This is a genomic window from Gilliamella sp. CG35 (assembly GCF_046635745.1).
Classification (GTDB): Bacteria; Pseudomonadota; Gammaproteobacteria; order Enterobacterales; family Orbaceae; genus Gilliamella; species Gilliamella apicola_I.
On record NZ_JBIDFH010000021.1, the window covers coordinates 20126 to 29759 of the forward strand.

Below are 9634 nucleotides of genomic sequence, written 5' to 3' on the forward strand. Positions count from 1 at the left end.
TTGATAATAAGTGAACTTTAAAAATTATTAAAGTTGAAATATTAATTAAGGAATCTATGATTGTAACTGAAGTAAGTGAACGACTACTTTGTCCAAATAACCTAAATCATTCAGATATTATGCGTTTATTGGATATGTTAGGTTCAAGAAAAATTGATTATGGCGATTTGTACTTTTTATCGGGCTTTTATGAAAGTTGGGCAATCGAAGATAGTATTATCAAAAATGCTTCTTATCATCGTGATCAAGGTGTGGGGGTTAGAGCTATCATTGGTGAAAAAACAGGGTTTGCCTATACCGATCAACTTGCTTTAAATCGCTTAGAGCAGAGTGTTTTGGCAGCAAATTCCATTACAACTCTACAAACGCCAATTAAAATTACTCCCCTTAAAACATTGGAAAATAGCTTAAAATATCCGTCAATTAATCCAATTAATGGCTTTTATCAAGATCAAAAGATAGCCTTATTAAGGCAAGTCGATCAGTTAGCACGTGCGCTTGATTCACGAGTTACAGAAGTCTCGGCGAGTTTGACTGGCAGTTATGAAGATATCCTTATTGCGGCTACTGATGGGACTTATTGTGCCGATATCAGACCATTAGTCAGATTATCCGTTTCTGTTCTTGTCGAGCAAGATGGCAAGCGTGAACGTGGTAGTAGTGGTGGTGGTGGTCGTTTTGGTTATGACTACTTTTTAACTATTCACCCTAAAACAGGGGAAAGCATTGCCGATAGCTACACACGTGAAGCCGTACGCCAAGCATTAGTTTCACTATCTGCTAAACCAGCACCAGCAGGAACAATGCCAGTTGTTCTTGGCGCAGGTTGGCCAGGTGTCTTATTACATGAAGCGGTGGGGCATGGCTTAGAAGGTGACTTTAATCGTAAAAATAGCTCTGTATTTTCAGGAAAAATAGGTGAAAAAGTCACTTCAGAACTTTGTACTATAGTGGATGACGGTACAATGGAAAATCGACGCGGTTCACTTTCTATTGATGACGAAGGAACGCCAAGTCAAAAAACAGTACTGATAGAAAATGGCATTCTAAAAGGCTATATGTTTGATAAACTCAATGCAAAATTGATGAATACTCAATCTACAGGTAATGGACGCCGTGAAAGCTATGATTGTCTTCCGATGCCTCGAATGACGAATACCTATATGTTATCAGGCAAGTCAACGTTCGATGAAATTATCAGTAGTGTTGATTATGGTTTATATGCACCAAATTTTGCTGGCGGTCAAGTTGATATAACCTCTGGTAAATTTGTTTTCTCCACATCAGAAGCATATTTAATCGAAAAAGGCAAAATAACGACGCCGGTAAAAGGGGCAACATTAATTGGTTCCGGTATCGAAACCATGCAACAAATATCAATGGTCGGGAATAATCTTGAATTAGATTCTGGTGTGGGTGCTTGTGGTAAAGCAGGGCAGAGTGTACCGGTAGGTGTTGGGCAACCAACTTTGAAAGTGAATAATTTAACTGTAGGTGGTACTATTAATCACCAATAACTTAGATGAATAGGATTTTAAAATAGATGGAAACAATCATTACTCTTTATCAAGCTTTTATTAATATGGATGTTGCAACACTATCAAATCCAAATGTCTTATGGACATTATATGGTATGTTATTTGTCATCATATTGTTAGAAAATGGCGTCTTACCGGCAGCTTTTTTACCGGGTGACAGCTTGCTCTTTTTAACTGGTGTGCTAATTAGTCTTGATGTTTTCCATTTCGGGTTAATCAATGTCATCTTAATTGCAGCAGCAGCCCTGGGAACTTGGTTAGGTTATTTACAAGGGCTTTGGCTTGGTAATACCAAAATTGTAAAAGGTTGGATGGAACACCTGCCTGAAAAATATCACCGTAAATCCGAAGTTTTATTCCATAAATATGGATTACAAGCGTTGTTTATCGGTCGATTTATTGCTTTTGTACGAACATTATTACCGATGATGGCTGGATTATCCAATCTACATAGTAGAAAATTTCATATTTATAATTGGATTAGTGCAACGTTATGGATTTTCTTGATTGTGACTTTAGGTTATCTATTCGGTTTGTCGCCGATTTTTAAAACCTATGAGAAGCAGATCATGTCACTTTTAATGTTAATTCCTGTATTGTTATTGCTTTTAGGTTTGATCTTCTCTATTTGGCTGGCGTTAAAACGTTGGTTAAACAAAAAGAAACAAGTGCATGTCGCTGAAATTGAGAATCAAAAAGAAGAAAATTGAAATTAACCGATAAGCCGGGTTCTGTCGTGGACAATCATTCCTCTAGGCTAATACTCACGCATTAGCTCAAGCAGTCTACCCGGATTCAACGCGGGCCGCGCCAATGAATCCCTATTTGACCTTGCTCCGAGTGGAGTTTACCGTGCCACAACTGTTACCAGTTGCGCGGTGCGCTCTTACCGCACCCTTTCACCCTTACCTGATCTTAACTATAAGCCATCGGCGGTATACTCTCTGTTGCACTAGTCGTAAATTTTAGCTCACGCCAAAATTCCCCAGGCGTTACCTGGCACTCTGCCCTATGGAGCCCGGACTTTCCTCCCCTCTGTTTGTCTCCACTTTTACAAGGACTAAAACAAAGCAGCGATTGTCTGGTTAATTTCGCAGATTAGTATAGCGTAAAGTATCATTTTGTCTAGCACAGCATCATGATTTTAGCATCACTAATAAGAATATCTGTTTAAAAGAATGGTTTTTAAACTCAATTAAACTATTTTTTATCTCTAGTTTTACTAAATTAAAAATAATGATGCAACTTGCGAAGTCACAATAAAAGATTGAGTAATCATATACTCCCTAATTCATTCACTAATTAAACTAAAAAACTATTTTTAAACAAAATAAGAAGTCACTTAAAATTAATATAGTTTAATAATTTAATTTTGTTGAAAATATCAGTCAATACATAAAATTTAGAAACAAATGAACTTAATCTTTATATATTTCATTGAAATATTTCTTAAGTTTCCTGATTATTTTTATTTATTTTTTCTATCATTTCTTCAATCATTTCTTGATTTAAACCGGATGATTCAAAATTTAATTTCTTTTCATAAACAACACGCTTAATTGGCTGATTTGTTTTTGCATCAATATAACGACTAGGCCAAATTTCGGCCGGATCTAAATCAAGGGCTTTAGCAATGATAAATTCCCCTTTTGTCCATGGTCGAACAAGCGCATTACCAAGAGTTGACGAACTAAAACCCGATCGGCGTGATAATTCAGATAGTGTTGTCCCTTTCTTTTTTAGTGCAGCTATAATATCAGCGTGATGCCAATCGCTGAATTTTATTTCCATTTTTTGTTCCCTCTTAGTTTATAACTTATTTTATCTATGCTATGCTCTAAAATTACTGAAACGAGTAATTTCATTATTCAAGTTAATTTGCAATAATAACTCGTTTCTTATTTAGTATAACAAGATTTCTTTAATTTCTGTATTTTTTTCTGGTTATTTAAAATTAGGATGGTTAAAATGAAAGAATGGTTCTCATCTAAAGAGCTGTCAAGCATTGCAGGGATGCCTACAACAATACAAGGTATTAATCGAAAAGCAAGAGCTGAAAAATGGACTGCACGTAAACGTTCAGGTGTTCGAGGTAAAGCTGTCGAATATCATATTGGAAGTTTACCGTCAGATGTCAAAAAAGCATTATATATTGAGGAAGAGAGTGCAAGCTATGTAATTTCACCCATTGAACCTCTTCAACTTTGGATGACTGCTTTTGAACAATTGACACCCGATGAGCAATCGATTGTCTCTTCATGGCTCATGCGAAATGGTATAAAAGATTTCATCAGTTTCATCAATAAACAAAATAAAGAAGATTAGTGTTATTAATTTAGCTGATATATACTTTAGCGCTTATAAAATTTAGTTATTACGGAAAAGTAAATGGGAAAACAATTTCAATTAACAACAAATGACGAAATTATTGCTTATTTAGTTAAGCAATTTCCAGATTCTTTTGCGTTCGGGAGTAATGTCAAACCTTTAAAAAAGGGCATTGTTCACGACATTATTTCCCGATTAAATGAAAACCCTAAATTAAGCTTAGCTAAACTCAATGATGCGTTAGATTTCTACATGAATAGTCAGCATTATTTAGAAAGTATAAAAATTGGGGTTTATCGGATCGATTTAGACGGTAATCCCCATGAAATCATAACTCAGGAACAGATGGATCTTGCTAAGCAACAACTAATAGAAAGTAAAGAAAAAACGATAGAATCCTTTAAGGAACAACCCAAAGTAAACAATAACGCAATTCATTCACAACCCAACAGTTTAATTATTACGGCAGAACAGATGGAAAAACAGTTTCAATTGACAAATAGTAAAGAAATTATTGTATATTTAGCCCAACAATTTCCTAATTGTTTTACTATTGAGGGCGAAGCAAAACCCTTGAAAATCGGCATATTTCAGGACATACTTTCACGTCTTGATGGAAACCAAGAATTAAGCAAAACGAAACTACGTGTTGCCTTACGTGTTTATACCAATAATTGGCGTTACTTATATAGTATAAAAGTTGGCTCGCATCGTGTTGATTTAGATGGTAATCTCAATGAAGTCATTACCCAAGAACAGATGGATTATGCACAACAACAGCTTAAAGAGAGCAAAAGTAAAGCTAAAGAGCACTTTAAAAAACAAAACAAATCGAAACCTAAAAGAGCTTATACTCCACCTAAAAAAAATAGAGTTTTAAAAATTGGTGATTTTGTTAAGGTTACGTTGGGCAATAAACCATTAAAAGTGCAGATCATTGATATTGAAAAAGAACATATCAAAGTGAAGGTTGGTTCAGGTATGCAACTAACAGTTAAACCAGAGCACATAATTAATCAATAGAGAATGGCAATGAGTAATTTATTTAAAGGTATAAGAAAATCGTTACTTGTTCTTTGTGTTATTAGTCCAAGTATCGTTTGCCAAGCAGTTCAGACTAATTCGTCAGTTACAGAACAATTACCTACGCTTAAACAAGATCAAATTCATCAAATTGTGGCAAATAGGGTAACTAACTATTTTACTCAAGCCCATTACCGTAATTTTGATTTAGATGGGGCATTTTCAGCCAAAATCTTTGACCGCTATTTTAAACTATTAGATGGCAATAAATCTTTTTTTATTCAGCGTGATATTGATAGCTTTAGAGATAAACAAGCGTCGTTAGGTCAAGAGCTGTTAGATGGCGATTTGAAAATGGCCTATGACATTTATAATCTTTCTATTCAAAAAAGATATAACCGATTTCAATATGCTTTAAAAGTTTTACAACGCCCTATGGATTTTTCAACTAATGAAAATATTGATTTTAAAAGAGAAGATATTTCATGGGCAAGCACCGAAGAAGAGCTTGATAATTATTGGGATAAACGAGTCAAATATGATGAGTTAAGTCTCTCATTATCCGGTAAAAATGAGAAAGAGATACGTGAAGTTTTAACTAAACGTTACAATCGTGTGTTAAAAACATTGTTACAATCCAAAACTGAAGATGCGTTCCAAGTGTTTATGAATGCATTTGCACGCGAAATTGATCCTCATACCAGCTATTTGGCGCCACGAAAGAAACGAGACTTCGATGCTGAGATGAATTTATCAATGGAAGGTATTGGAGCCACTTTAAGTCAAAAAGATGATTACACCGAGATTATGTCTTTTGTAACGGGTGGACCGGCTGAAAAAAGTAAACAACTAACCATTGGTGATAAAATTATTGGTGTCGGACAAGGTAATTCAGCCATTGAAGATGTTATTGGCTGGCGTCTCGATGATGTTGTTGAAAAAATTCGTGGGCGAAAAGGAACTGTTGTCCGACTCGAAATTTTACCGGCAGGCAATAGTAGCAAACCTAAAATTGTTGAACTAACACGTGATAAAATTCATTTTGAAGACAGGGAAGCTAAACTAAAAATTATCGACAATCAACGAGGGAAGGTTGGTGTTATCGAAATTCCGAGTTTTTATATAGGATTAACTCAAAAAGTCAATTCACTATTAACGCAAGCTAATCAAGATAATCTGCAAGGGCTTGTTATCGACTTACGCGATAATGGCGGTGGTTCTTTAGCAGAAGTTATTGCATTAACTGGGCTATTTATTGATACAGGGCCTGTGGTTCAAGTGCGTGACAATTTACAAAAAATCAATGTTTATGATGATAAAAATGAAAGTATCAAATATTCAGGGCCAATCGTGGTGATGATAAATCGCTACAGTGCCTCTGCTTCTGAAATTTTTTCTGCCGCAATGCAAGACTATGGTCGAGCGTTGATTGTTGGAGAAACGACTTATGGTAAAGGTACGGTGCAAACCTCACGAAATATAGCTTATCCGGTAGATGCAAGATTACATCCGGATTGGCCTGAATTAGGCGGTGTGCAATATACTGTTCAAAAATTTTATCGAATCAATGGTGGGAGTACGCAACTTAAAGGGGTTGATCCTGACATTGATATGATCAATGAAAAATATGTTGACGAAACCGGTGAAAGATATTTAGATAATGCTTTGCCATGGGATAAAATACCTTCAGCGCAATATTCAAAAGTTGCAAATATCGCACCTTTATTTTCAGAACTTAAAGCCAACCATTTAGCTCGAATTGCCAAAAATCCTGAGTTTATCTACATTCAAGATGATATTAAACGGTTCAATGATAAAAAGGATAGTCGTTATATTGTTTCTTTAAATAAACAATATCGTGAAGATGAACAAAAGAGCGATGATGACCGAGATTTGAAACGCATGAATGAGCGTTTGAGTCGTGCTGGTTTGGCTCCAATTGCGAAATTAGAAGACTTACCAAAAGATTATAAACGACCCGATGCTTATTTAGATGAAGCTGTTGAAATACTGCTTGATTTTGCGCCTAAATATTCCAAAATTGCGAAAGAACAAGTAAACAGTGATGTCATTCCATTAAACATTTCGGTTGATCAATAAAATAATTAAAATTGGAGATAAAAATATGTGTTCAAATTTAAAATATGCATTATTTAGTACAGTTGCCATACTCAGTTTAATTGCTGCATTTGGTGTGATTGTTTGTATGAATTAAAAATACTTGAAAAATTGTTTTGTGACGATTATAGTATGCGCCTGCTTTTGAAAAGCAGGCTTTATAATTTAGGTGAGGTGTCCGAGTGGTTGAAGGAGCACGCCTGGAAAGTGTGTATACGGCAACGTATCAAGGGTTCGAATCCCTTCCTCACCGCCATCTCTTCCCGATTTTTGCTGGACTTTACGTTTAAAACAGCGTTATCCAACATTTTAGTTTTTAGGATATTGATTATAAAGTATCAATTTTTATTATCTATACGTTACTAAATTGTGCTTTTGATTCTTCTCTTGCTTGAGAATAGCAAATATCCGAAACGAACTGATCATAAATCTCAGCATCAACTGCGTGATTATCAAGTTTCAGTTTAATTAATTCTAGAAGTTGCCAGTCATTCTCATTGCTAAAGTTTTTTATAAGTTCGCTAGCCCGTTTATCGATCCACTCATCTCTTGCATCTTGTTTTTCAATTCTATCAAGCATTTTGCAAAAATTAGCTTCATAGGCGTTTTCAACTAATCGGTGTAATTGATGCATCACGTACCTCGTTGCTGTTTATCTATTCCAACTAAAAAAGCAATAATCCAAACAAGATTAAAATAAAAATACCAAATAATGAAAATTTGATCTCGGTATTCGTTAATTGATAATCAGGATGAAAACGATCTTTTATTTTCATCTTAACAAAATCTCTATTCGTCATATTAACCTCTAAAAAAGCCCCGATTTCGGGGCAAAAGGGTGTAGAATATTACTGTCTTTCCAGTTGTCAGATATTCAATAAATTGGTTTACACAAACTTGTATTGAATATCTCATCAAAACCGCAGTATGTTCGTAAGCCCCTGCTAGCTACTTGAATCTTGTTACCCCATTAGTAACTCGTGGTATTGCTAACTTTATGGTAAGTTGATTAGTTTTGATAACCATAATGATAATATAAGTTATCAAAAAAGTCAATAACAAAAGTAATAAAAAATGAGGTTACGATAAAAAATTAAAATGTTAGGGCATAATGGTAGGAACATAAACCGCCGAAGCGGTAAATGTTATGTGTCGATCAATCCAATATCGATGATTGCCACCAGACTCTTCCTAGAATGGTGATATCATCCAAAGAAACAGTTTCATCATCATAATCTGAATTGTAACTTCGGATTTTGACTTGATTACCAGGCAATCTTTCCAATATTTTTATTCTTAATAACCCGTCATGATTAATTGCGTATATTTTTCCATCTCGAATATTAGTGTCTGCTTGATTGATACCGACAGTTGACCCGTCTCTAAAAACAGGTTCCATACTATCTCCATAAACAGTTAAACATACGGCACAGTCTTTATCAATTCCATATTTTCGCATTGTTGACCGTGATAATCGCAGTTTGTATCCGTTATAATCTTCAATATCATCAGCAAATCCGTTACCTGCAGAAAGCCTAACATCTTTGTAAAATGGCACTTCAACTTCATCCTCATCAAGTGGTGTTTTACTATCCCATTCATCGATAGCACCTAACATTGTCGCATTGGCACTATTTTTAGTTAATTTCGCTTTGCCAATGCCTTTTGTCAGCCACAATAAATCAACATTTAACGCGTTGGCTATTTCAACAATTTTTCTTGATGTATTGGATTTTCCTGACAGTAATTTTTGAATGGCGGGCTGACTAATTTTAACCTTTTCAGCTAATTGATGTTGAGACATACCAGATTGTTTCAATGCTGAATTTAATCTTTCTGTAAATGTCGTCATTTTTTTATCCCATTGTAATGAAGTACTTTATTGTATAACTCAAGTTATCATTATTCAAATAACATTGGTTATTGATTTTTATGATAACTATTGTTATTATTAATAATAATAGTTATTTGAAAGGAATTTTTCAAGAATATCTTTGTCATGATCAGTGCTAATAGAGATATAAAAAATAACTTTAATACTGAAAGAGAGATAAAACATGAATGAAAACATGTTGATAATTAATTCTTTTACTAGTTATTAATTTAACGTTAATAAAATGAAACTACTTGAGGTGAATAATGCTAGCAAAACAAATCAATGTTGAACAATATCAAAACCCGACACAATGGCTTAATAAAGTGAGTTTGAATGCTGATTATGATATCACTCAAGTATTAACCCGTTGGGGTAATTGGGCTCGAAAAGAAGCCTATCAACAACGCAAAGTATTTAGTTTATATCAATCCCAAAAAAAGGAATATAAACAGGTCTGTTTAGATAAAGACGGGTTAATAATAGATGGCATTATTTCGACGATGAAAAACAGTAAAATTACGAAAATAAAAGAAGAAGCAAAAGTCTTAATTAAATTTTATTATGGAGACGAAATGATCGTGGATGATCATCTTTATATCGAACCAAGCAAAACACAAATATCGTCGACATTAATTATCAAACCTAAAAATTTACGTGAAATAGCGCAGGATTTGGCCTGTAGTGAAGGCAATATCCGAAAAATAAAAAGTAGTGGTGAAAGTTACATTATTGGTGCATTATCGATGCAAAC

The 9634-nt window shown here is 34.5% G+C and carries 10 protein-coding genes, 1 tRNA gene and 1 other RNA gene; 8 read left to right on the plus strand and 4 right to left on the minus strand.

Features of this window, described 5'->3' with window-relative positions; genetic code table 11:
• Window positions 1-56 precede the first annotated feature (56 nt).
• Window positions 57-1517: a metalloprotease TldD gene (gene tldD / locus ACGH4F_RS09210; protein ID WP_411590972.1), complete on the plus strand. Its 1461-nt coding sequence runs from the start codon at window positions 57-59 to the stop codon at window positions 1515-1517.
• Window positions 1518-1543: 26 nt separating this feature from the next.
• Window positions 1544-2248 carry a DedA family protein gene (locus ACGH4F_RS09215; RefSeq protein WP_267349689.1) on the plus strand — a complete coding sequence of 235 codons (705 nt, stop codon included), beginning with the start codon at window positions 1544-1546 and terminating at the stop codon, window positions 2246-2248.
• Here ACGH4F_RS09215 and rnpB read toward each other — a convergent pair.
• An RNA gene (rnpB, locus tag ACGH4F_RS09220) (RNase P RNA component class A) lies at window positions 2243-2631 on the minus strand. The genes ACGH4F_RS09215 and rnpB overlap by 6 nt on opposite strands.
• Before the next feature lie 356 nt (window positions 2632-2987).
• Window positions 2988-3329 carry a helix-turn-helix domain-containing protein gene (locus ACGH4F_RS09225; protein WP_411590973.1) on the minus strand — a complete coding sequence of 114 codons (342 nt, stop codon included), beginning with the start codon at window positions 3327-3329 and terminating at the stop codon, window positions 2988-2990.
• Between the two features lie 177 nt (window positions 3330-3506).
• Here ACGH4F_RS09225 and ACGH4F_RS09230 point away from each other — a divergent pair, with 177 nt between their 5' ends.
• From ACGH4F_RS09230 to ACGH4F_RS09250, 5 genes are all read left to right on the plus strand, one after another.
• The gene (locus ACGH4F_RS09230) at window positions 3507-3863 is read left to right on the plus strand and encodes a DNA-binding protein (protein WP_065558735.1); all 357 of its coding nucleotides are present in this window, start codon (window positions 3507-3509) and stop codon (window positions 3861-3863) included.
• A gap of 63 nt (window positions 3864-3926) precedes the next feature.
• Window positions 3927-4889 (plus strand): RNA chaperone ProQ, encoded by a 963-nt coding sequence (gene proQ / locus ACGH4F_RS09235; protein ID WP_411590975.1) that lies wholly within the window; start codon window positions 3927-3929, stop codon window positions 4887-4889.
• A 9-nt stretch (window positions 4890-4898) separates the two neighbouring features.
• A complete protein-coding gene (prc, locus tag ACGH4F_RS09240) occupies window positions 4899-6989 on the plus strand; it encodes a carboxy terminal-processing peptidase (protein WP_267349685.1) in 2091 nt (696 codons plus the stop codon).
• Between the two features lie 25 nt (window positions 6990-7014).
• Entirely contained in the window at window positions 7015-7104 is a 90-nt protein-coding gene (locus tag ACGH4F_RS09245) for a YnhF family membrane protein (protein ID WP_143425968.1), read from the plus strand.
• Between the two features lie 71 nt (window positions 7105-7175).
• Window positions 7176-7263: transfer RNA gene (locus ACGH4F_RS09250), tRNA-Ser, on the plus strand.
• A 96-nt stretch (window positions 7264-7359) separates the two neighbouring features.
• On the opposite strand, the gene ACGH4F_RS09255 is transcribed toward ACGH4F_RS09250, so the two are convergent.
• Together ACGH4F_RS09255 and ACGH4F_RS09260 are read right to left on the minus strand one after the other, a co-directional pair.
• Entirely contained in the window at window positions 7360-7641 is a 282-nt protein-coding gene (locus ACGH4F_RS09255) for a hypothetical protein (protein ID WP_267359487.1), read from the minus strand.
• A 522-nt stretch (window positions 7642-8163) separates the two neighbouring features.
• Window positions 8164-8859, minus strand: a complete 696-nt coding sequence (locus ACGH4F_RS09260) for an XRE family transcriptional regulator (RefSeq protein ID WP_065558733.1) — start codon at window positions 8857-8859, stop codon at window positions 8164-8166.
• 287 nt (window positions 8860-9146) lie between these two features.
• Between ACGH4F_RS09260 and ACGH4F_RS09265 the strand changes: the two genes are divergently transcribed.
• The coding region (locus ACGH4F_RS09265) for an antiterminator Q family protein (protein WP_411590977.1) at window positions 9147-9634 on the plus strand (488 nt) is incomplete at its 3' end.